General features: G+C 63.8%; 18 protein-coding genes and 2 tRNA genes. 6 read left to right on the top strand and 14 right to left on the bottom strand.

Annotated features, from left to right (window positions below; genetic code table 11):
* The gene (locus E4K64_RS15985; protein ID WP_135164371.1) at nucleotides 1-978 is read left to right on the top strand and encodes a cation diffusion facilitator family transporter; all 978 of its coding nucleotides are present in this window, start codon (nucleotides 1-3) and stop codon (nucleotides 976-978) included.
* A 212-nt stretch (nucleotides 979-1,190) separates the two neighbouring features.
* Here E4K64_RS15985 and E4K64_RS40350 read toward each other — a convergent pair whose 3' ends face one another.
* A complete protein-coding gene (locus E4K64_RS40350; protein ID WP_167772034.1) occupies nucleotides 1,191-2,048 on the bottom strand; it encodes a class I SAM-dependent methyltransferase in 858 nt (285 codons plus the stop codon).
* Between E4K64_RS40350 and E4K64_RS40345 the strand changes: the two genes are divergently transcribed.
* A complete protein-coding gene (locus tag E4K64_RS40345) occupies nucleotides 2,031-3,350 on the top strand; it encodes an acyltransferase family protein (RefSeq protein ID WP_167772033.1) in 1,320 nt (439 codons plus the stop codon). The two genes, E4K64_RS40350 and E4K64_RS40345, sit on opposite strands and share 18 nt — an antisense overlap.
* A 41-nt stretch (nucleotides 3,351-3,391) precedes the next feature.
* Here E4K64_RS40345 and E4K64_RS15975 read toward each other — a convergent pair.
* The 7 genes from E4K64_RS15975 to E4K64_RS15945 form a co-directional block, all read right to left on the bottom strand.
* A tRNA-Val gene (locus E4K64_RS15975) sits at nucleotides 3,392-3,468 on the bottom strand.
* Between the two features lie 60 nt (nucleotides 3,469-3,528).
* Nucleotides 3,529-3,933: a GFA family protein gene (locus E4K64_RS15970; protein ID WP_135164369.1), complete on the bottom strand. Its 405-nt coding sequence runs from the start codon at nucleotides 3,931-3,933 to the stop codon at nucleotides 3,529-3,531.
* Between the two features lie 69 nt (nucleotides 3,934-4,002).
* Entirely contained in the window at nucleotides 4,003-6,426 is a 2,424-nt protein-coding gene (gene lon, locus E4K64_RS15965; RefSeq protein WP_135164368.1) for an endopeptidase La, read from the bottom strand.
* Nucleotides 6,427-6,750: 324 nt separating this feature from the next.
* A complete protein-coding gene (gene clpX / locus E4K64_RS15960) occupies nucleotides 6,751-8,022 on the bottom strand; it encodes an ATP-dependent Clp protease ATP-binding subunit ClpX (protein WP_018320118.1) in 1,272 nt (423 codons plus the stop codon).
* A gap of 459 nt (nucleotides 8,023-8,481) precedes the next feature.
* On the bottom strand, nucleotides 8,482-9,117 hold the full coding sequence (locus tag E4K64_RS15955; RefSeq protein ID WP_126257310.1) for an ATP-dependent Clp protease proteolytic subunit: 636 nt from the start codon (nucleotides 9,115-9,117) through the stop codon (nucleotides 8,482-8,484).
* A 283-nt stretch (nucleotides 9,118-9,400) separates the two neighbouring features.
* Nucleotides 9,401-10,762 (bottom strand): trigger factor, encoded by a 1,362-nt coding sequence (gene tig / locus E4K64_RS15950; RefSeq protein ID WP_135164367.1) that lies wholly within the window; start codon nucleotides 10,760-10,762, stop codon nucleotides 9,401-9,403.
* A gap of 174 nt (nucleotides 10,763-10,936) precedes the next feature.
* Nucleotides 10,937-11,021 (bottom strand) — tRNA-Leu (locus E4K64_RS15945).
* 154 nt (nucleotides 11,022-11,175) lie between these two features.
* Between E4K64_RS15945 and E4K64_RS15940 the strand changes: the two genes are divergently transcribed.
* On the top strand, nucleotides 11,176-12,480 hold the full coding sequence (locus E4K64_RS15940) for a multicopper oxidase family protein (RefSeq protein ID WP_135164366.1): 1,305 nt from the start codon (nucleotides 11,176-11,178) through the stop codon (nucleotides 12,478-12,480).
* Between the two features lie 8 nt (nucleotides 12,481-12,488).
* Here the strand turns inward: E4K64_RS15940 and E4K64_RS15935 are convergent, their stop codons facing one another.
* Together E4K64_RS15935 and E4K64_RS15930 are read right to left on the bottom strand one after the other, a co-directional pair.
* The gene (locus tag E4K64_RS15935) at nucleotides 12,489-12,776 is read right to left on the bottom strand and encodes an addiction module antidote protein (protein ID WP_135164365.1); all 288 of its coding nucleotides are present in this window, start codon (nucleotides 12,774-12,776) and stop codon (nucleotides 12,489-12,491) included.
* Nucleotides 12,777-12,825: 49 nt separating this feature from the next.
* Complete coding sequence (locus E4K64_RS15930) at nucleotides 12,826-14,325, bottom strand: NAD(P)H-hydrate dehydratase (protein WP_135164364.1); 1,500 nt, start codon at nucleotides 14,323-14,325, stop codon at nucleotides 12,826-12,828.
* A gap of 381 nt (nucleotides 14,326-14,706) precedes the next feature.
* Between E4K64_RS15930 and E4K64_RS15925 the strand changes: the two genes are divergently transcribed.
* Nucleotides 14,707-15,045, top strand: coding sequence for a P-II family nitrogen regulator (locus E4K64_RS15925; protein ID WP_007603495.1), 339 nt, complete (start codon nucleotides 14,707-14,709; stop codon nucleotides 15,043-15,045).
* A gap of 151 nt (nucleotides 15,046-15,196) precedes the next feature.
* Entirely contained in the window at nucleotides 15,197-16,606 is a 1,410-nt protein-coding gene (gene glnA / locus E4K64_RS15920) for a type I glutamate--ammonia ligase (protein WP_100179304.1), read from the top strand.
* 78 nt (nucleotides 16,607-16,684) lie between these two features.
* Here glnA and E4K64_RS15915 read toward each other — a convergent pair whose 3' ends face one another.
* Both E4K64_RS15915 and E4K64_RS15910 read right to left on the bottom strand, forming a co-directional pair.
* Entirely contained in the window at nucleotides 16,685-17,746 is a 1,062-nt protein-coding gene (locus E4K64_RS15915) for an asparaginase (RefSeq protein WP_235884682.1), read from the bottom strand.
* A gap of 229 nt (nucleotides 17,747-17,975) precedes the next feature.
* Complete coding sequence (locus E4K64_RS15910) at nucleotides 17,976-18,239, bottom strand: tautomerase family protein (RefSeq protein WP_135164362.1); 264 nt, start codon at nucleotides 18,237-18,239, stop codon at nucleotides 17,976-17,978.
* 152 nt (nucleotides 18,240-18,391) lie between these two features.
* Between E4K64_RS15910 and E4K64_RS15905 the strand changes: the two genes are divergently transcribed.
* Complete coding sequence (locus E4K64_RS15905; RefSeq protein WP_135164361.1) at nucleotides 18,392-19,369, top strand: GlxA family transcriptional regulator; 978 nt, start codon at nucleotides 18,392-18,394, stop codon at nucleotides 19,367-19,369.
* A gap of 345 nt (nucleotides 19,370-19,714) precedes the next feature.
* Here E4K64_RS15905 and E4K64_RS15900 read toward each other — a convergent pair whose 3' ends face one another.
* Both E4K64_RS15900 and E4K64_RS15895 read right to left on the bottom strand, forming a co-directional pair.
* Entirely contained in the window at nucleotides 19,715-21,319 is a 1,605-nt protein-coding gene (locus E4K64_RS15900; RefSeq protein ID WP_135164360.1) for a TRAP transporter large permease, read from the bottom strand.
* Nucleotides 21,316-21,855: a TRAP transporter small permease subunit gene (locus E4K64_RS15895; RefSeq protein WP_135164359.1), complete on the bottom strand. Its 540-nt coding sequence runs from the start codon at nucleotides 21,853-21,855 to the stop codon at nucleotides 21,316-21,318. Before E4K64_RS15895 ends, E4K64_RS15900 begins: the two co-directional genes overlap by 4 nt.
* Between the last annotated feature and the right edge of the window lie 230 nt (nucleotides 21,856-22,085).

Genomic DNA, 22,085 nt, shown 5'->3' with positions numbered 1-22,085 from the left:
TTGGGCCACGATCACCACGCTCATCACCACCATGATCATGCCGGCCATTCGCATGATCATGATCATGATCATGATCATGGTCATGGGCACGGCCATGTCCATGCCCCCGCGAATTTCGGCAAGGCGTTCGCGCTCGGCATTTCGCTCAACACCGCGCTGGTCGTGGCCGAGGCGATCTACGGCTATATCGGCAACTCCACCGCCCTGCTCGCCGACGCCGGCCATAACCTGTCGGACGTGCTCGGCCTCGTCATCGCCTGGGGCGCCTCGATCGCGGCGCGCCGCGCGCCGAGCGGCCGCTTCACCTACGGCTTTCGTGCCTCCACCATCCTGGCGGCGCTGGCCAATGCGGTGTTTCTGCTGGTCGCGACCGGCGCGATCGGCTGGGAGGCGATCCTGCGCCTGCGCGCGCCGGAGCCGGTCGCGGGCGTCACCGTGATGGTGGTCGCCGGCATCGGCATCCTCATCAACGGCTTCACCGCGCTGCTGTTCGCGCGCGGACGCAGCGACGACATCAACATCGAGGGCGCGTACCTGCACATGGCGGCGGACGCCGCGGTCTCACTCGGCGTCGTGATCTCGGCGGCGCTGATCATCTGGACCGGCTGGCTCTGGCTCGATCCCGTCACCAGCCTCGTCATCTGCGCCACGATTCTCTGGAGCACCACCAGCCTGTTGCGCGGCTCCGTCGACATGTCGATGGCCGCAGTGCCCAAGGGCACCGACCTTGCTGCGATCCGGGCGTTCCTTCTGGCGCGTCCCGGCGTCTCAGGGATCCACGATCTCCATGTCTGGCCGATCTCGACCACCGAGACGGCGCTGACCTGCCACCTCGTCATGCCCGCGGGCACGGACGACGCATTCCTGATGCAGACGGCGCAGCTCTTGAAGACATCCTTCCGCATCGGCCACACCACGCTCCAGGTCGAGACCCATCCCGATAACGGCTGCGCGCTGGCGCCGGATGATGTGGTGTGAGGGGTTGCGCAGCCGCTCCAATCCCCGCCGTCGTCCCGGACAAGCGAAGCGCAGATCCGGGACCCATAACCCAGGGAGTCGTTTGACGAAGATTGGGAGTTACCAGCTTCACGCCAAAGTTCTCCCTGTGGTTATGGGTCCCCGCGTGCGCGGGGACGACGCCGAGTGTGTGGCAACGGCGTACGCCACAACATCGCGAAGCAGCGCGCGCCTCACCCGGCCTTCGCCGTCACGATCCAGATCGCACCTTGCAACTGAACGCTCTGCCCCTTCAGGAATGGCGCGAGCATCTCACGGATCGACGCCTTCGCGGCCGCATAGGTTTCCGGCGGATGGCCCTGCAGGGCGCGGCTGGCGGGGCCGATCTGGAGCGCGCCGTCGACCGCCGCATCGAGGCCGCCGCCGATCGCGACATCCATCGGCAGATCTTGCCGCTCCATTGCCACGTCCGCGAAGCCCGCCCCTTTGAGGATTCGCATCACGCGCTCCTCCGAAGCGAAGGCGAACGGGCCAGGCTCCTCCGGCCCGACCGGCGGCATCTTGGGCACATGTTTGTAGACCGCCATCAGCGGCGCCATCATCCACGGATTCTCCTTCGGCTCGCGCCAGCAGGCGAAGGCGAGCCGGCCGGACGGCTTCAGCGCGCGGCGGAGGTTGGTGAAGGATACGATTGGGTCGGCGAAGAACATCACGCCGAAGCGGGAGGCCAGCAGATCGAAGCTCGCCGGCTCGAACGGATGGACGGTCGCATCCGCCAGCACGAAATCGAGCGGCAGGCCCTTCGGCGCAAACGCGCGCGCCTGCGCCAGCATCGGCTCGGAGACATCGAGGCCGAGTGCAAACCCGTCAGGCGCGACAGCCTTGGCGAACGCGAACGTCGTCGCGCCGGAGCCGCAGCCGACGTCGAGGACGCGCTCACCCGGCTTCGGCCGGGCGCGGTCGATCAGCGCGTCGGCAATGGGTCCGAGCAGGTTCTCCTGGGCCGCGTGGCGATCGGCCCAGCGCTGCCCGCTCGGGCCGTTCCAATAGGCGATCTGGTCGGCATTCTGCTCGTGGCCAGGCTGTTGCATCGCATTCTCCTTCGGGCTGGGCCGCCCGCCCCGCCGAAAGAGGCTTATCCGCATGCAGTTCCCGGACGCAAGACCGATTCCGGCGAGCTATCTGACGGCAGCTACAGTCGCGAGCGGAAAGGTACGGGAGCGACGTGTGCGACCGGTCCAGAGTTGACACAATCGAGACCCACTGTTCTAACTCGGGAAACATGGGGAAACCCTTTGAAATCCGAACGATCAGTCGGCATCGATTGCCTGCGCGCCATCGCGATCATCTGGGTGCTGCTCTATCATTTTGTGCCGCTTCAGGTCTTCAATCGCGGTACGTTTGGCGTCCTGCTGTTTTTCATCATCAGCGGCTATTGCATCGCATTCAGTGCCGAGACGTCGCAAACAGCCTGGCACTTCTATGCCAAGCGGCTCGGCCGCCTGCTTCCCGCGCTGATCGTCTGCGGCTTCCTGACGACGCTGTTCAAGAATGTGATGCCCGATCTGGTCGAGCAAGGCCGTGGAGTGACTTGGTTCGACTACGTCTATACGCTGATATCTCTTCCGACTCTCAACGTCCTCCACGTCGATCATCATTTGCCCGACGGCGCCTATTGGTCATTGCAGATTGAATTTCAGTTCTACCTCTTCTGCTTCGTGATGATGGCGCTGGGCCTCAAGCAACGGCTCTTGGCGTTGCTCTGCGTGGTGACCATATTCCGGACCCTGACCACCAGCGCGGACTTCTACACCTCAAATGATTTCTTTCCGTTCTTCATTGCCGGCATGAGCGTCGCAGCTCTCGTCAGGGGGCGCAGCAGGGAGGCGATCATTGGAATCGCCGTGGCGTTCTCGGTCGAACTCTATCATCTGAATTTCAACGTCAAGCAGCCGTCGGTCGCAATCGAGATGTACCGGTCGCTACTGCTATGGTCCGGCACAGCGGCCGTCTATCTTGCCGCGCGGTATGACCATGTCCTGCTTCGATCGCTTCGCGCCGTGGCCGTCCCCTTGGCCTTCATCGGCGTCATCAGCTATCCGCTCTACCTGCTTCATCAGGACATCGGGAATATGATCCTGCACTGGGCTCACATTGGCCGCGACCATAATTCGGCCCTGCTCGTTCGAGCCGTCGTGCTGCCGGGTTTCCTCGCTGCCATGGCTTGGCTGATCTTTGCACTTGTCGAGAAACCCGCGATCAAGCCGCTGACAGCATTGCTGGCCAACCCGCTCACTTGGGTTCGGCAATGGCAGCCGTCAGCGGCGGAAACCCGGTATCAAGCCGCCGCCACGGCCAGCGCAGACGTCGCGCGCGAGGAGCCGGTCGGGTAGATCCGATCCGCGCTGAATCGCAAATGCACCGACCGGCAGATTGGTGGGCGGTCACGGATTCGAACCGCGGACCCTCTCGGTGTAAACGAGATGCTCTAACCAGCTGAGCTAACCGCCCTCGCCGCCTCTTTAGCCTCACAGGCCCCGGACGGGCAAGCGCGGAACTTCAGTCCCGGCCTCAATCCTGCGGCCGCCCCGGCAGCAGCGGCACCGCGTCGATCCACACCGCGGCCGACCGGCACCAGATCTGCCGGACGGGGCGCAGCTTGTCGCGCTGGCGGATAGAGCCCCAGCGGATGCCCCAATCGTCGGCCTGGTCGCCCTCGCCGCTGGTGAACAGCGGGGACCCGCAATCGGCGCAGAAGTGCTGGAAGCGCATCCGGCCGTTGTCGCCGCGCTTGCCGTAGATTTTTGGCGTGCCGGCGGTCAGGCGGATGTCGGCCCCCGAACAGATGGCCGTCACGCGGAACGGCGAGCCGGTCAGGGTCTGGCAATCGGTGCAGTGGCAAACCGACACGGCCTCGAGGTCGATCTCGGCTTGATAGGTGATCTCGCCGCAATGGCATTGGCCGTCGATCTGCATCGCCCTCTCCCCTCCGCCCCAAACAAAAACGGCGCCCGAAGGCGCCGTTTTATCATCTTTCGCTTCGGCCTAGTGAGCGGTCAGGCCGCCGGCGGCCTCGTCGCCGTCGGGCTTCACCGGCACCTTGGTGTCCTCTTCCCAGACGATCGGCGTCGGCTTCTTCACCAAGGCCTTGGCGACGACGTCGTCGAGGCGGGAGACCGGGATGATCTCCATGCCGCCCTTGATCGCATCGGAAATCTCCGTGAGATCCTTGGCGTTGTCCTCGGGGATCAGCACCGTCTTGATACCGCCGCGGGCCGCAGCCAGCAGCTTCTCCTTCAGGCCGCCGATCGGCAGCACGCGGCCGCGCAGCGTGATCTCGCCGGTCATCGCGACATCGTGGCGGACCGGGATGCCGGTCATGACCGAGATGATCGCGGTGGCCATGGCGACACCTGCGGACGGACCGTCCTTCGGCGTCGCGCCCTCCGGCACGTGCACGTGGATGTCGCGCCGGTCGAACAGCGGCGGCTCGATGCCGTAGTTGATCGCGCGCGAGCGGACATAGGACGCCGCCGCCGAGATCGACTCCTTCATCACATCACGCAGATTGCCGGTGACCGTCATCTTGCCCTTGCCGGGCATCATGACGCCTTCGATCGTCAAGAGCTCGCCGCCGACGTCGGTCCAGGCAAGGCCGGTGACGATGCCGACCTGCGCCTCGCTCTCGATCTCGCCGAAGCGGTACTTCGGCACGCCGAGCAGCTCTTCCAGAGTCTTCTCGGTGACCTTGACCGACTTCTTCTTGGAGATCATCAGCTCCTTCACCGCCTTGCGGGCGAGTGTGGAGAGCTCACGCTCCAGATTACGCACGCCCGCTTCGCGGGTGTAGCGGCGGATCAACAGCAGCAGCGCGTCGTCGTCGATCGAGAACTCCTTGGAGTCCAGGCCATGCTTGGACACCGCGTTCGGGATCAGATGCTTGCGCGCGATCTCGACCTTCTCGTTCTCGGTGTAGCCCGCGATGCGGATGATCTCCATGCGGTCCATCAGCGGCCCCGGAATATTGAGCGTATTCGCGGTGGTGATGAACATCACGTTGGACAGATCGTAGTCGACCTCGAGATAGTGGTCGTTGAACGTCCCGTTCTGCTCGGGGTCGAGCACCTCGAGCAAGGCGGAGGACGGATCGCCGCGGAAATCGGCGCCCATCTTGTCGATCTCATCCAGCAGGAACAGCGGGTTGGACGACTTCGCCTTCCGCATCGACTGGATGATCTTGCCGGGCATCGAGCCGATATAGGTGCGGCGGTGACCGCGGATCTCGGCCTCGTCGCGCACGCCGCCGAGCGAGACGCGCACGAATTCGCGCCCCGTCGCCTTCGCGATCGACTTGCCAAGCGAGGTCTTGCCGACGCCGGGAGGTCCGACGAGGCACAGGATCGGGCCCGTCAGCTTGTTGGCGCGCGACTGCACCGCGAGATACTCGACGATGCGTTCCTTGACCTTCTCGAGCCCATAGTGATCCGAATCCAGGATGGCCTGCGCAGCCTCCAGATCCTTCTTCACCTTGGACTTCTTGTTCCACGGAATCGACAGCAGCCAATCCAGATAGTTGCGCACGACGGTCGCTTCCGCGGACATCGGCGACATCTGGCGCAGCTTCTTCAATTCATGCTGCGCCTTCTCGCGCGCTTCCTTGGAGAGCTTGGTCTTGGAGATCTTCTCTTCGAGGTCGGCGAGCTCGTCGCGACCGTCGTCGTCGCCGAGTTCCTTCTGGATCGCCTTCATCTGCTCGTTGAGATAGTACTCGCGCTGGGTCTTCTCCATTTGTCGTTTGACACGAGAACGAATCCGCTTCTCGACCTGCAGCACCGAGATCTCGCTCTCCATCAGGCCCAGCACCTTCTCCAGGCGCGTGGTGACCGACAGCGTCTCCAGGATACCTTGGCGATCCGCGATCTTGACCGCGAGATGCGAGGCAACGGTGTCGGCGAGCTTGGCGAAATCGGTGATCGCCTGCACGACGCCGACGACCTCGGCCGAGATCTTTTTGTTAAGCTTCACATAGCTCTCGAAGTCGGACACGACCGAGCGTGCCAGCGCCTCCGCCTCGACCGACTTGGCATCGGTGTCGGCGAGCGCGACGGCCGTCGCCTCGTAATAATCGGCGCGATCGGTGTATTTCGACACGCGCGCGCGCTCGAGCCCTTCGACCAGCACCTTCACGGTGCCGTCGGGAAGCTTCAAGAGCTGCAGCACGCTGGCGAGCGTCCCGGTCTCGTAAATGGCATCGGGCGCCGGATCATCGTCGGACGCGTTCTTCTGCGTCGCGAGCATGATCAGCGCATCGTTCTTCATCACCTCCTCGAGCGCGCGGATCGACTTCTCGCGACCGACGAAGAGCGGAACGATCATGTGCGGGAAGACGACGATGTCGCGCAGCGGCAGCACAGGATAGGCGTGCGTTTCGCCATGGACGATGGTTGGCCGGGTTTTTGGATTAGTCATGGCCTTTTCCTTTTGCTTTGCCCCCTTGCACGCAGCCCGCCATGCTCATGCGCAACCGCCACAAGGTGCCGAGGTGATCCGCAAGGCCGGTCGGTCCTCTACGAGTTGGACCGGCTCGCCGGATCGGAACTGAGGCGAATCTGGAAGAGAATTCTCGCTCGCCGCCGACATTAGGTGGCTATCGACCCGGGGGGTGTCAAGTCATTGAAAAACGCGCGCCATCAGGCGCTTACGCAACGCGGTAAGCGACGCAACATCGGCTGCGGAGATATTCTTCCGCAGCCCGACTCGAAGGTATGATTGGAGCGTTCCAGCGCCGCCAGATCAGGCGCTGGCGTTCTCGACGGCGCGATCGGACCGATCGGCGTAGATGTAGAGCGGACGCGCCGTGCCTTCCACGACTTCACGGGAAATCACAACTTCTTCCACACCTTCCAGGCCCGGCAGGTCGAACATGGTCTCGAGCAGGATCGCTTCGAGGATCGAACGCAGGCCCCGCGCGCCGGTCTTGCGCTCGATCGCCTTGCGGGCGACCGCGCCAAGCGCCTCGTCGGCGAAGGTCAGCTCGATGTTCTCCATCTCGAACAGCCGCTGGTACTGTTTCACCAGCGCGTTCTTCGGCTCGGTGAGGATCTTCTTCAGCGAGGTCTCGTCGAGGTCCTCGAGCGTCGCCACGACCGGCAGACGGCCGACGAACTCGGGGATGAGGCCGTACTTCAGGAGGTCCTCAGGCTCGACGTGACGGAAGATCTCGCCGGTCCGGCGGTCTTCCGGCGCCATCACCTGGGCGGCGAAACCGATCGAGGTCGACCGTCCGCGCGCGGAGATGATCTTCTCGAGGCCGGCGAACGCGCCGCCGCAGATGAACAGGATGTTGGTGGTATCCACCTGCAGGAACTCCTGCTGCGGATGCTTGCGGCCGCCCTGCGGCGGAACCGACGCCACCGTGCCTTCCATGATCTTGAGCAGGGCCTGCTGCACGCCCTCACCCGACACGTCGCGCGTGATCGAGGGATTGTCGGACTTGCGGCTGATCTTGTCGATTTCGTCGATGTAGACGATGCCGCGCTGAGCCCGCTCGACATTGTAGTCGGCGGCCTGGAGCAGCTTCAGGATGATGTTCTCGACGTCCTCACCGACATAGCCGGCCTCGGTCAGCGTCGTCGCATCCGCCATGGTGAACGGCACGTCCAGAATGCGGGCGAGCGTCTGCGCAAGCAGCGTCTTGCCCGAACCGGTCGGACCGATCAGCAGGATGTTCGACTTCGCGAGCTCGACGTCGTTGTGCTTGGTCTGGTGGTTGAGGCGCTTGTAGTGATTGTGCACCGCGACCGACAGGACCTTCTTGGCATGGCTCTGGCCGATCACGTAGTCGTCCAGGACCTTGCAGATTTCCTTCGGCGTCGGAATCCCGTCGCGCGACTTGACCAGCGAGGACTTGTTCTCCTCACGGATGATGTCCATGCAGAGCTCGACGCACTCGTCGCAGATGAAGACCGTGGGACCCGCGATCAGTTTGCGGACTTCGTGCTGGCTCTTGCCGCAGAACGAGCAATATAGCGTGTTCTTGGAGTCGCTCGTGCCGACCTTACTCATTCATGTCTCCGTCCGCGGTTCGATCCCGTTCCGCTCGATCGCTCCATTCCGACACGACGGTCGGCCTGTAGCTTAAGTAGAGCAAATTCCGTACCAAAAAAGACCCTACGCATTACATCCCGTGCGAATCACGGTCGCTCGATTCTCCGCGATCATAGCCGATCGATCGTAGCCAACCATGCTGTCACCCGACTATCAAGAATTCGCTAATCGGGGGTCGCTGGCTACCCGTGACAATACCGTGATTTCCGGTCTTGGCACGGGCGAAGTGACCGAAATCACCGCGCCGTTGCTGGATTGCCACGAAAAACAAGCACGAAAGCGGAACTTTCTGCCTGTCGCAGGTCGGAAAACTGCGTTTTGCAACGCGCACACGCGACCATAGCGTGAACGTCACCTGATGGTGACAGGCGATCTTCCCAAGGGGTTGCCGAGGGATCGCCGTCCACCACAGTAGTGTTACTGGGTCTTCGCCGGCGCCGGCTCCTCGGCGCGCTTTTCGATGACCTTGTCGACCAGGCCGAAGTCCCTCGCGTCGTTGGCGGTGAGGAACTTGTCGCGTTCCAGCGCGTCCTCGATCGTCTTGTAGGTCTGGCCGGTGTGCTTCACGTAGATTTCGTTGAGCCGCTTTTTCAGGTTCAGGATTTCCTGGGCGTGCAGCATGATGTCGGTGGCCTGGCCCTGGAAGCCGCCGGAGGGCTGGTGCACCATGATGCGTGAATTCGGCAGCGAGAAGCGCATGTCCTTCTCGCCGGCGCAGAGCAGCAGCGAGCCCATCGACGCAGCCTGGCCGGTGCAGAGCGTCGAGACCGGCGGACGGATGAACTGCATGGTGTCGTAGATCGCAAGGCCCGACGTCACCACGCCACCCGGCGAGTTGATGTACATCGAGATTTCCTTCTTCGGATTTTCCGCTTCAAGGAACAAGAGCTGTGCGACGATCAGCGTCGACATGCCGTCCTCGACCGGGCCGGTCACGAAGATGATGCGCTCCTTCAGGAGGCGCGAGAAGATGTCGTAGGCGCGCTCGCCACGGTTGGTCTGCTCGACCACCATGGGCACGAGGTTCATGTAGGTTTCAACCGGATCGCGCATGAGTCACCTAGGGTTTTCGGAGACGGCCATCGCCGGGCGAGGCTTGCCAGCTTGGCTGGAACTGCCGGACGGGCGAATGGACGTCCTGTGATGCAGGAACTTGGGTAAGAGGTAGAAGGCGTATCGACAGATATAGCCCAATTCGCTCCTGACAAGTGCGGCGCGCATTAAGGCTTAATCCGTCGGGCAGTTGAAGCTGATTCGCACAAAGAGGCCCAGCCGGCCATCTGGCTAGCTGGGCCTCTTCGCTGATCATCCTTAACAGATGGCTCTCTGAAAGCCCTCAGGCGGCGGTCTTTTCCGCCTCGTCGTCCTTGTAGAGGTCCTCGCGCGAGACCTTCTTCTCGGTCACGTTGGCGAGCTCGAGGATGAAGTCGACGACCTTGTCCTCATAGATCGGTGCACGAAGCTGGGCCAACGCCTGGGCGTTGCTGCGGTAATAGTCCCAGACCTCTTTCTCGCGGCCCGGCATCGAGCGCGCACGCTCGATCACGGCGCGGCCGACCTCGTCGTCCGTCACGGTGATCTTGTTCTTCTCGCCGATCTCGGAGAGCACGAGGCCAAGCCGCACGCGGCGGTCGGCGATCTTGCGGTACTCTTCCTTAGCCTTGTCCTCGGTGGTGTCCTCGTCGGCAAAGGTCTTGCCGGCGGAAGTCATCTCGGCCTTGACCGAGTTCCACATCAGATTGAACTCTTCATCGACCAGCGAGGGCGGCGCCTCGAAGCGATGCGCTTCGTCGAGGCGGTCGAGCAAGGCGCGCTTGACGCGCTGGCGCGTCGCGGTCGCGAACTCGGCAACCAGACGCTCGCGCGCGGCTTCCTTCAGCTTGTCCAGCGATTCCAGGCCAAGCGTCTTGGCGAACTCGTCGTCGATCGCAACGTCCTGCGGCGCCTCGATCGAGATCGCGGTGGTCTCGAACTCGGCCGGCTGGCCGGCGAGCTTGTCGTTCATGTAGTTCTTCGGGAACGACACCTTCAGCGTGCGGGTCTCGCCGGCGCCGATGCCGATCAGCTGCTCCTCGAAGCCCGGAATGAAGGTGTTGGAGCCGATCGCGACCTGGATGCCCTCGCCGGTGCCGCCCTCGAAGACTTCGCCGTTGATGGAGCCCTTGAAGTTGATGGTGACGCGGTCGCCGGATTCGGCCTTGGCGCCCTCGGCCTTCGCGGCATAGGTTCGGTTGCTGTCGGCGATGCGCTTGATCGCTTCGTCGACGTCGGCGTCGGTGACTTCGGCGACGGGCTTCTCGACCTGGAAGGTCTTGAAGTCGGCGAGCGCGATCGCCGGCACCACCTCGATCGCGACCGTGTAGGTCAGGTCGGTCTTGCCGCTCAGGAGCTCCTCGACCTCGGCCTGCTCGCTCGGCATGGTGATCTTCGGCTCGGTCGCAAGGCGGAAGCCGCGCTCGGAGAACAGCTGTGTGTTGGTGTCGCGGATGGTCTGGTCGATGGTCTCGGCCATCACCGAGCGGCCGTAGACCTTCTTCAGGTGCGAGACCGGCACCTTGCCGGGACGGAAGCCGTTGATGCGGACCTTGTCCTTGAGGTCAACGAGCTTGGCGCCGGCCTTGGCGTCGAGATCAGACGCGGGAACGCTGATCTTGAACTCGTGCTTCAAACCTTCCGAGAGGGTCTCTGTGACCTGCATGGCGTCCAATCTTCTTCTCGTTCGGTCCCGGCGCGCATGCGTCGGGACGCTGTCATTAATCGATCCGGCGCAAGGCAAACGCCTCAACGCCGGTGCTGCATCGGACCGGCTCCCAGCGGACAGACATCCGCGCGAAAGCAGGTCCTCGTAATCCGTGCAAACGCGATAAGCGCTTGGTGCGGGCGGAGGGACTCGAACCCCCACAACTTTCGTCACTGGAACCTAAATCCAGCGCGTCTACCAGTTCCGCCACGCCCGCGTGAAGTTGCATCAAGACCGGCCGCGATGCCGCGGGCGGCCGGGCTTATAGCATGTGCCTGACTGTTCGCAGCAAAAAAATGGTCTGATGGCGGCAGGCTTCAAGTAGGCACGATGGCTGGACTTATCCAGCGCGGCGTGGTCCGGATTGCCCCATGAAACCGCGGATCTTTGACCCCAATCGGCGCGAGGTTCTGGCCGGGCTTGGCGCTGCCGCGGCCGGGGTCATGGCGGGCGGAGCAACCCCGCCTGTGACCGCCCAGCTTGCCCTTCAGGCAAGGGCGTCGACCCTGGCTTTCAGACCGGGGCAGCCGGCGACACCAATCTGGGAGCTGGCCGCCGTCAGCCATCTCCAGGACGTCCGGCTCAAGCGCGGCGACCGTTGCGAGGTGGTGTTTCGAAACGACCTGCCTGTGCCGCTTGCCCCAGTCTGGTACGGCCTCAATGGCCCCGCTACGGCCGACCCGCTGCGGGGGCGCGCGCCCGCGCCATCGAATGCGGTCGAAACATCAATTATTTCAATACCTCATGCCGGAACCTTGCTGGCCGACTTCCGCCTGTTCGAGGGCAGCCTGAAGCAGCCCGCGCGCCCGCTTCCGATCCTGGCGGCCGAGACCAGCCCGCCCGTCGTTGACCGTGACGAGGTGCTGTTGATTGAGGAATGGCGCCTGCGCCCCGATGGCACCGCTGTCCCGCCGGGCCAGGATCCAAAGGACGCGACGGCGGTCTATACGATCAACGGTCAGACTTCATTCGAACTCTCAGCCCTGGGCCATCAACGGCTGCGGCTGCGCTTTATCAACGGCTCGCAACGTACTGTGCTGGCTATCAAACTGGAAAGCCACGACGTCCGCGTGCTGGCCTTGGACGGACAGCCCTCGGAGCCGTTCTCGGCGCGCAACGGCGCCCTGGTGCTGGCGCCCGGCGCACGGGCCGACGCCTTCGTGGATGCGGCCGTATCCGCCCAGTTCCTGCTGCATGACGGCACGGCGGCGCACCAGGTCGGCAGCCTCAAGGTCTCAGACCAGCTGGCGCGGCGCGTTGCGCTGGCGCCGCCGCAGCCGCTCCCTCCGAACGACCTTCCCGAGAAGCTCGATCTGAGAGGCGCCCTGCGGTTCGATGTCGCGCTCGGCGCTCCCGACGCCGGCTGGGCCCGGCCGGTGAACTTCTCCACGGCCTCCGCACCCGCCTTCCGGGCCAGGACCGGCCGCACCGTCGTGCTAGCCCTGACGAACCCTGGCTCGGTCACCACCGTACTCCACCTGCACGGCCACCCCTTCCGCCTGCTCGACAAGCTCGACGACGGCTGGAAGCCCTACTGGCTCGACACGCTCGCAATCGAGCCGGGCCAGACCCAGCGCGTCGCCTTCGCGGCGACCGCGCCCGGCCGCTGGCTGCTCGAATCCGTCGCCACCGACTGGGCCGCGCCGCGGCTGGTGCGCTGGTACGCGGTGGAGTGAGGGTGCGACTAGGCGTGCGGCTTGGCGGCGAGTTCGATTCCAAGCGCCTTCATCACCGCGATAGTGGTTTTCAACGTCGGATTGCCGTTAGCGCTAAACGAGCGATAGAGCTGCTCGCGAGAAAGACCCGTCTCCTTGGCAATCTGCGTCATGCCTTTGGCTCGGGCGACGACCCCGAGCGCGTGGGCGATATAGGCGACGTCCTCCGTCTTAAACGCCTCTTCCATAAAGGCGGCAATAGCCTCGTCGGATTGAAGGTCCTCGGCCGGATCGTAAGTCGTCAGCTTCTCGCCCATCTCAATCGCTCCACATCTCGGCAAGGCGCTTCGCCGCCTTGTCTGAGCACTAGTACTCCACCCCCAGCGCGGAATAGATCCGCCGGTGCACCGCCGGCAGCGTCTCGGTGAGATCCTCCGCGATCAGTCCCGGCCCGGCTTCGCTTGCCGCCTCGCCATGCATCCAGACGCCGATGCTGGCGGCTTCGAACGCCGGCACGCCCTGCGCCAGGAGGCCTGCGATGATGCCGGACAGCACGTCACCGGCGCCGGCGGTGGCGAGCCAGGGCGGCGCGTTGGCGGCAATGGTGGCGCGGCCGTCGGGGGCGGCGATCGTGGTGTCCGGCCCCTTCAGCAGCACGACGGCGCCGGAGCGCTCGGCGGCGGCGCGCACGCGCTCCAGCTTGGAACGGCCCGGGAACTTGTTGCTGAGATCCGAGAACAGGCGCGGAAACTCGCCTTCGTGCGGCGTCAGCACCACCGCATTGTCCTGTGAGGACTTGATCGATTCGAACAGGCGCTCGGGGGTTGCGGCAAAGCTGGTCAGCGCATCGGCATCGAGCACCAGACGACGCTGCGCGCTCAGCGCGGTGTGGACGAGATCGCAGGTGCGCTCACCGATGCCCGCGCCGGGACCGATGATGCAGGTCGTGTAGCGCTTGTCGCCGAGCAGCTCGCCGAACTCGACGACGGTGTCGACGGGGCGCACCATCACCGCCGTCAGCGCAGCCGCGTTGATCGCGAGCGCATCGCGCGGGCTCGCCAGCGTCACCAGGCCCGCCCCTGCCCGCAGCGCGCCGCGCGCGGCGAGCCGCGCGGCCCCGGTCGCTGCCGCATCGCCGGAGACCGCCAGCACATGCCCGCGCGCGTATTTGTGGCCGTCGATGCGCGGCACCGGAAAGGCGGCGCCCCAAAGATCCGGATCGTTCTCGAAGGTCTGCGGCGCGATCTCGTCCAGCACCTGCGCATCGATGCCGATGTCGGCGACGCGCACCCGGCCGCAATGCATCCGGCCCGGCAGCAGCAAATGCGCCGGCTTCTTGCGGAAGAAGGTGACGGTCTCGGTGGCGTTCACCGCAGCGCCCATCAATGCCGCGCTGGTGCCGTTGATGCCGCTCGGCAGATCGACCGCGAGCACCGGGGCACCGTTGGCGTTGATCGCCTCGATCATCGCACGCGCCTCGCCATCGACGGGGCGGCTGAGACCCGCACCGAACAGCGCATCGATGATCAGCGCAGGTCTTCCGATCGCCTGCGGATTGAACGGGAGCACCGGGTGCTTCCAGCCGCGCGCGGCGGAGGCCGCATCGCCCTGGAGCTGGTCGCGCTCGCACATCGGGATCACCGAGACCTCCCGCCCCTGGGCGGCGAGCTCGGCGGCTGCGACAAAGCCGTCACCGCCATTGTTGCCGGGCCCGGCCACGATCAGGATCGGCCCCTCCTCGACCAGCGCCTGGGCGGCCTCGGCGACCGCCTGGCCCGCGCTCAGCATCAGCTTGAAGCCGGGCGTGCCGGCCGCGATGGTGAGCTGGTCGGCGCGCTGCATTTCGGCGTTGGTCAGAACTTCCATGCCACTTCCCTAGTACAATCGCCTTTTCAACAGGCATCTTCGGCGCCGATCCGACGCGGGGAACAACGAACTGCACACATATTGAACCGTTTGCCTATTCCGTAGTCTTCGGTATTTTGTGCAGGTTGGCGCCACCACTCAGAGATGCTCGTTAAAAGGCTGATAACGCTCCAATAATCAGGGCATTTGCAACTTGGCATAGACCCTGCTTTCGAGGAAGCCGCTTCGGTTCGTCGTGCTCACTGGCATTTCTCAGGGTGTCGCCGGCCGTTGGTGCCGGACAGGTCAGGGCTTCCGGCATAGCGAAGACAAGATCGTGCGTTAGAGAAGCGCATCCTGACGAAGACGTTGCTATTTGATCGAAAGGCCGGGAGGCGCGCAGTGAAGAAAATCGAAGCCATCATCAAGCCATTCAAGCTCGACGAGGTGAAGGAAGCGCTTCAGGAAGTCGGCCTTCAGGGCATCACCGTGACCGAGGCCAAGGGCTTTGGCCGGCAGAAGGGGCACGCCGAGCTCTACCGCGGCGCAGAATACATCGTCGACTTCCTGCCCAAGGTGAAGATCGAGATCGTGATCGGCGACGATCTGGTCGAGCGCGCCATCGACGCGATCCGCCGCGCCGCGCAAACCGGGCGCATCGGCGACGGTAAGATCTTCGTCTCCAACATCGAAGAGGCGATCCGCATCCGAACCGGCGAATCCGGGCTGGACGCTATCTGAGCCGGGTGCTATCCCGCATTTTGCGACACTCCGACTAGAATGAAGGCTGCCTCGGCGGCCTGATTTCGTTTGTGCGGTCGCGCAAAACTCGCCTGAGCGAGAATAATTTTGCTCATCTGGAAACCGACCCGCAGAGCCAAAAGGGGTATGCATGAAGACCGCCAAAGACGTCCTGAAATCGATCAAGGACAACGACGTCAAGTACGTCGACCTGCGCTTCACCGATCCGCGCGGCAAGTGGCAGCATGTGACGTTCGACGTCAGCATGATCGATGAAGACATCTTCGCCGAAGGGACGATGTTCGACGGCTCCTCGATCGCAGGCTGGAAGGCGATCAACGAGTCCGACATGTGCCTGATGCCCGATCCGGTCACCGCGACGATCGACCCGTTCTTCGCCGAGACCACCATGGTCATCACCTGCGACGTGCTCGAGCCGACCACCGGCGAGCCCTACAACCGCGACCCCCGCGGCATCGCCAAGAAGGCCGAGGCCATGGTGAAGTCGATGGGCGTCGGCGACAGCGTGTTCGTCGGTCCCGAAGCCGAGTTCTTCGTGTTCGACGACGTGCGCTATTCGGCCGAGCCCTACAAGACCGGTTTCCGGCTCGACTCCTCGGAGCTTCCGACCAATTCCGACACCGAATATGAAGGCGGCAATCTCGGCCACCGCATCCGCACCAAGGGCGGCTACTTCCCCGTTCCCCCGCAGGATTCGGTGCAGGACATGCGCTCCGAGATGCTCGGGGCCATGGCCAAGATGGGCGTCAAGGTCGAGAAGCATCACCACGAGGTCGCCTCCGCCCAGCACGAGCTCGGCATGAAGTTCGACACGCTGACGCTGATGGCCGACCACATGCAGATCTACAAGTACTGCATCCATCAGGTCGCGCACATCTACGGCAAGACCGCCACCTTCATGCCGAAGCCGATCTTCGGCGACAACGGCTCGGGCATGCACGTGCACCAGTCGATCTGGAAGGACGGCAAGCCGGTGTTCGCCGGCAACAAGTACGCCGACCTGTCGGAGACCTGCCTGCACTACATCGGCGGCATCATCAAGCACGCCAAGGCGATCAACGCCTTCACTAACCCCTCGACCAACTCCTACAAGCGTCTGGTCCCGGGCTATGAGGCTCCCGTGCTGCTCGCCTATTCCGCGCGCAACCGCTCGGCCTCCTGCCGCATCCCCTACACCGCTTCGCCCAAGGCCAAGCGCGTCGAGGTGCGCTTCCCCGATCCGATGGCCAATCCCTATCTCGGCTTCGCCGCGATGCTGATGGCCGGCCTCGACGGCATCAAGAACAAGATCGATCCGGGTCCGGCGATGGACAAGGACCTCTACGACCTGCCGAAGGAAGAGCTGAAGCAGATCCCGACGGTGTGCGGCAGCCTGCGCGAGGCGCTCGAGAACCTCGACAAGGACCGCGGCTTCCTCAAGGCCGGCGGCGTGTTCGACGACGACTTCATCGACGCCTACATCGAGCTGAAGATGACCGAGGTCGCCCGCTTCGAGATGACCCCGCACCCGGTCGAGTTCGAGATGTACTATTCGGGCTAAGCGGCCTGAACTGTCTGCGACCGGCAAAAGGCGCCCCGAAAGGGGCGCCTTTTCGTTTGGGGACTCGTAGGATGGACATCACCACGTCGCCGTGAACGCCTTCTGCAGTTCGGCCGGCACCGTCACGGCGCTCGCGATCAGCAGCTGGGCGAGAACGCGCGCCTTCTGCGGATTGAGGTCCTCGGAAACGACAAAGCCGTTCTTGTCGTCGTCGACCTCGACGTTCCTCGTGACGAAGCCGGAGCGGACGCGCGTGGAGCGCACGACCATGATGCCCTTCCTGGCCGCGGCTTCGAGCGCATCGAGCGCCGGCTTCGAGGTGTTGCCGTCGCCCACCCCGGCCAGCACGATGCCCTTGGCGCCACGCTTGATGGCGTCCTCGATCGGGAGGGCGTCCATGTTGGCGTGCGAGTAGACGATCTCGACGCGCGGCAATTGCTCGCCCGTCGGCAGCGGATAGGTCGCGCGCCTGAAGCTCGCGGTCTGGGTCATGAACCGAATGCCGCCGGCGGTGTCGACATAGCCGACCGGTCCGTCATTGGGCGAGCCGAACGTCTCGACGCTGGTGGTGTTGGTCTTGGTGACCGAGCGCGCGCCCTGAATCTTGTCGTTCAACACGGCCAAAACGCCGCGCCCGCGCGAGCGCGGATCGGCGGCGACCTGCACGGCTTCATAGAGATTGCCGGGGCCGTCGGCGCTCACCGCCGTGGCCGGCCGCATCGAGCCGACGATCACCACCGGCTTGTCGCCGCGCACCACATTGTCGAGAAAGAACGCGGTCTCCTCCAGCGTGTCGGTGCCATGGGTGATGACGACGCCGTCCGCTTCGTTCTTGTCGAAAACGTCCTGGATGCGACGGGCCAGCGCAAACCAGACCTTGTCGTTCATGTCCTGGGACCCGATCGACGAGATCTGCTCGGCATTCAGCTTGGCCAGCTTGTCCAGGCCCGGGACGGACTGCATCAGCTGCTCGCCCGTGATCTGGCCCGATTTGTACGCGCCCGTCGCACGCGCGTCGGCCTGGCCCGCGATGGTGCCGCCCGTCGCAAGAACGAGTATGCGCGGCAGGCCGCCAGCCGAGGCATCCTTGCCCGGCTCCGCAGCCTGCGCCGCCGCGCCGATGCAGCCAGACCAGAGCATGAAAGCCATCAGAGGAATGGCAAGGGCCGATCGTCGGCCTGGCCGGTGAAGTGCTGATGTGAGGGCGCCGCTGGTCATCGAATGTCTCCTGCTGTCCCGGGCAGACAATTCGAAGCCGCGCAATGGGGCCGAAGATGGGCGGCACACGCAGGGCGGGTAGAGTCCTGGCAAGACATCATCTCGCCGGCCGTATCGGGATGCGCCCCGCATCGCCCTACCCGCCCCACCGTTACGGCTTCGGCCGCGCGAGCCGCAGCCCGTCCGCCCCGATCGCGCCGAACGTGCCGGCGATGATCTCAGCCGTCGGCTGCATGCCGCCGAGCGACCAGTGCGAGGGGTCCTGCTCCTCGATCCTGACCCAAACGTTGCGGCGGAAATCCGCATTGCCCTGCCCTTCGACCTCGACCAGCACATCGGTGACGCGTTCAAGCAACAGCTTCTTCTGCGCGGCGTCCAGGATGCCGCGGACGGTGGAAATGGTGACGTAAGGCATGTCTCTCTCCAATCATGTCATGTGACGACGGCGGCAGATTGACCCGAACGTGACCGGCGCGGCAGTGGCGGATAAGACAGAGATCGGGCAATTTCCGCCATGCGCACGCGCACCCGATCGGATAGGATCGCCGCGTCCCGCCTGGAGGTGTCATGAAGCTTGCAATTCTGGCCGTGGAAGGCTGCATGCACTCGGCCATCGCCGGCGTCGCCGACATCCTGTCGCTGGCCGATCACGTCATGCGGCAGAGCGGCGCAAAACCCCGCTTCAGCTGGCAGACGCTCTCGCTCGACGGCAAGCCCGTGCGTGCCGGCGGCGGCCAGTTGATTGCGGTCGATGGCGCGATCGGGCAACGCACGCGCTTCGACGCGATCCTCGTCCCCGGCAATCTCGTCGATCACGTCACGGCGGAGCGACTGCGGCCGCAATATGCCCGGGCCGGGGCCTGGCTCCGGCAGCAGCATGCGAATGGCCGGCTGATCGGCGCATTCTGCAGCGGCGTGTTCCTGCTGGCCGGCGCCGGCCTGCTCGACAACCGCCGTGCCACCATCACCTGGTGGCTGCAAGGCGAGTTGCGGCAGCGTCATCCCACGATCGACCTCGCCGCCGACGCCGTCATCACCGTGGCGGACCGTATCGTCTGCGCGGCAGGCCCAATGTCGTGGGTGGATCTCCTGCTCAGGCTGATCGAGATGGTCGAAGGCAAGGCGATCGCAAAACTATGCGCGGACTACGTCGTCATCGACACGGCGCAGCGCACCCAATCGATCTTCATGCCGGTCGGCTATCTGCTCTCGCAGGATCCGCTGCTGACCAGGGCCGACCTTCTGGTTCGCCGCACCGGCAAGGCTCCGATGACGGTCAAGCGCCTTGCTGGCGCGCTCGGTCTCAGCGAGCGCACGCTGAACCGGAAGTTTCAGGAGCTCACGCACGAGCCGCCGCAGGCCTTCATCATGCGTCGTCGCGTCGAGCATGCGCGCACGCTGCTGGAGACGACGACGCAGCCGGTCAAGGCCATCGCACGCACCGCCGGCTATGAGGACGAAAGCAGCTTTCGCAAGGCGTTCCGCAAGCTGACCCTGATGTCACCGCAGGCCTATCGCGCGCGACGGATGGAGCGGACGGCGTAGGATAGAACTTGCGGGTCAGATCCGTCAGCTTTCGTTCTGCATCTGACTCCACTTCGTTCTCAAAGAACAAATCAGAGCCGCAAAAATCAGGCCGGACCAATCCCTACCGAATGGTTTACCTCGTCCGGGATTTGGAATGCCGATTGGGTGTATGGCGCGGTCGGCGCCGGCCTTCCTACGCAAGTGCGGCGCAAGGATCACGTAAGCGTGGCGTCGCTTGTCCGGACGTGGATGCCGATCTCGGTCACCACTGGCGCCGACTTCACCAGCACTTCAAATGCCGCCTTCACGCCGTCACCGGACAGCGACCTGGGCGCGCCTGTCACGCCCCGCGGAGTTATCTCCTCAATTCTTCGGCTGGCCGAAATCGAGCGCAGGGGGCATCTCGATGTCCGGAATTTCGATCTTGATCTTGTCCAGGTCCACCTTCCTGGGAGCATCCAGCAGCCCGGTGACCGTGATCGGGAATGCAATGACGACCGCAACCATGATCGCCTGCAGGCCGATCCAGGGCATCGCGCCCCAATAGATGTCCGAGCTCTTGACCTCCTTCGGCGCCACGCCCCGCAGGTAGAACAAGGCAAAGCCGAAGGGAGGATGCAGGAAGGAGGTCTGCATGTTGACGCAGAGCATGACACCGAACCAGATCAAGGCGGCATCCGCGCCGACGACCGGCGTCAGCAGCTTCTGCGCGATCGGCGCGATCATCGGAATGATGATGAAGGCGATCTCGAAGAAGTCGAGGAAGAACGCGATGAAGAAGATGAACAGGTTCATGAAGATCAGGAAGCCCCACACGCCTCCCGGCAGCGACGTCAGCATGTGCTCCAGCCAGACACCACCGTTGCAACCGAGAAAGACGATCGAGAAGCAGGTCGATCCGATCAGGATGAACGTCACCATGCAGGTGATGCGCATGGTGGTCTCGTAGCCCTGCTTGACCAGGCTGCGCAGGTCCGGAATCCTGACCGCCTCGATGCAGACCCAGGCGACCGCGAGATAGGCGATCGCGAAGGCGATCTTGAACGCCAGATTCTGCGTGAAGTAGATGCCGATGATGGTGCCGACGCCCGCCGCCGCAACGCCGATGAGCAATATCTTGTGTCCGGCCGAGCTGAAATCCTTGTGATGGATGACGGCGAGAACGATCGCGCCGACCGCGCCCATCGCGCCTGCTTCGGTCGGGGTGGCGAGACCGAGCATCATCGTGCCGAGCACCACGAAGATCAGGACGGCGGACGGAATGATGCCCAACAGGCATTTGCGCCAGAGCGCCCAACCCGTGAGCGTCCTTGCCTCCTTCGGCACTGCCGGAACGTGGCCCGGCTTGACCAGGCTCAGAACAAAAGTGTAACCGGCGAACAGGGCGATCTGGAGGATCGATGGGCCCCAGGCGCCCAGATACATATCGCCAACCGACTTCCCAAGCTGATCCGCGAGCACGATCAGGACCAGCGAGGGCGGCACCAGCTGGGTAATGGTGCCGGAGGCCGCAAGCACGCCGGTGATGTAGCGCATGTTGTAGCCGTATCGGATCATCACCGGCATCGAGATCAGCGCCATCGCGATCACCTGCGCCGCCACGGTGCCCGTGATGGCGCCGAGGATGAAGCCGACGATGATCACGGAATAGCCGAGACCGCCGCGAATGGGCCCGAACAACTGCCCCATCGAATCCAGCATGTCCTCCGCGAGGCCGCATCGTTCGAGGATCGAGCCCATGAACGTGAAGAATGGAATTGCGAGCAGCAGCTCGTTCGCCAGAACGCTGCCGTAGATGCGTTCCGGAATCGCCTGGAGGAAGCTGAACCCGAAAAACCCTTCGTGGATCGCGAGAAATCCAAACGAAAGCCCGAGCGCGGCCAGCGTGAAGGCGACCGGATATCCGATCAGCATGGCCAGGACCAGCCCGCCGAACATCAGCGGCGGCATCATCTCAAGTGTAATCATTGGGTCGGCCGCTCGTATTTCGCCTCGATGGTGACTTCACCACGCAAGGCCGCAATGCGTTTGATGGCTTCCGAGACGCCTTGCAGAGCCACCATGAAAAATCCCGACGTCAGCACGAACTTGATCGGCCACCGGAGCAGACCGCCGGCATTGTTGGACATCTCGCCGATGATGATCGAGTTGTAGAACATCGCCCAGGACAGGTAGCTGAGCAGAAGGCACGCCGGGACGAGAAAGACCAATGTGCCGATCAGGTCGAGCCATAGCTGGCCGCGTTCGGAAAGCATGAGGTACATGATTTCGACCCGCACATGCTCGTTGCGCTTGAACGTGTAGGACGAGCCGAACATCACGATGACGGCGAACATATACCACTGCGTCTCGAGCCAGCTGTTGGAGCTGTAGCTGAAGGCATACCGGATCATGGCATTTGCAGCGCTGACCAGGCAGGCCGCGAGCACCAGAACGTTGCAGACGTTCCCGACCTTTTCGTTCAGCCAGTCGATAGCTGTGCTTACCGCCAACAATGGGCGCATCGATGTCTTTTCCCCGCTCGCTGAGTGCTATCTCCAAGCGAGCATGACCGTGGCGGCACATCGGCAGCCGTCCACTTCTGCGCGGGAGCTAATCCACCCTCCTGATGCTTCCGCCCGTTCTTGTTGTCGGTTTTCGGCAAGACCTGTTCCGGTCCCACCCGCCGCGTGAAGCAAGGCACATTTACCGCCAGCAAATTCCTGGTCAACAACAAAATAGACAATCTGCCGCA

Origin of the sequence: Bradyrhizobium frederickii, assembly GCF_004570865.1 — a bacterium.
GTDB classification, from domain to species: Bacteria; Pseudomonadota; Alphaproteobacteria; order Rhizobiales; family Xanthobacteraceae; genus Bradyrhizobium; species Bradyrhizobium frederickii.
The sequence above is the reverse complement of the archived record's forward strand: the minus strand, read 5'-3'. Positions and strand labels throughout refer to the sequence as shown.